At 67.7% G+C, this 653-nt stretch carries 1 protein-coding gene; it reads left to right on the top strand.

Annotation, left to right across the window (positions count from 1 at the left end; translation table 11 throughout):
• A partial coding sequence (locus Pth03_RS41180; RefSeq protein ID WP_203949958.1) for an HAD-IC family P-type ATPase occupies window positions 1–653 on the top strand: 653 nt, incomplete at both ends.

The raw sequence follows: 653 nt of genomic DNA, 5'->3' as shown, positions 1-653 counted from the left end.
ATGAAGTGGGTGCGCGACAACGGCGGGCACCCCACCGAGGAGGTCGGCCCTCTGGTCGACGGCATCTCCGCCTCCGGCGGCACCCCGCTCGTGGTGGGCGAGGTCTCCGGCGGACGGGCCCGCGTGCTCGGCGTCATCCACCTCAAAGACGTCGTCAAGCAGGGCATGCGCGAACGCTTCGACGAGATGCGCCGCATGGGCATCCGCACCGTCATGATCACCGGTGACAACCCGCTGACCGCCAAGGCGATCGCGGACGAGGCCGGCGTGGACGACTTCCTGGCGGAGGCGACTCCCGAGGACAAGCTCGCCCTGATCAAGAAGGAGCAGGAGGGCGGCCGGCTCGTCGCCATGACCGGTGACGGCACCAACGACGCGCCCGCACTCGCCCAGGCCGACGTCGGCGTGGCCATGAACACCGGCACCTCGGCCGCCAAAGAGGCCGGCAACATGGTCGACCTCGACTCCAACCCGACCAAGCTCATCGAGATCGTCGAGATCGGCAAACAGCTGCTGATCACCCGGGGCGCTCTGACCACGTTCTCCATCGCCAACGACATCGCGAAATACTTCGCGATCATCCCGGCGATGTTCGCCGCGGTCTACCCCGGCCTGGACACGCTCAACATCATGCGGCTGCACTCGCCGCAGTC

It is taken from the genome of Planotetraspora thailandica, from assembly GCF_016863335.1.
Taxonomy (GTDB): Bacteria; Actinomycetota; Actinomycetes; order Streptosporangiales; family Streptosporangiaceae; genus Planotetraspora; species Planotetraspora thailandica.
This window is presented reverse-complemented; position numbering and strand designations above follow the sequence as displayed.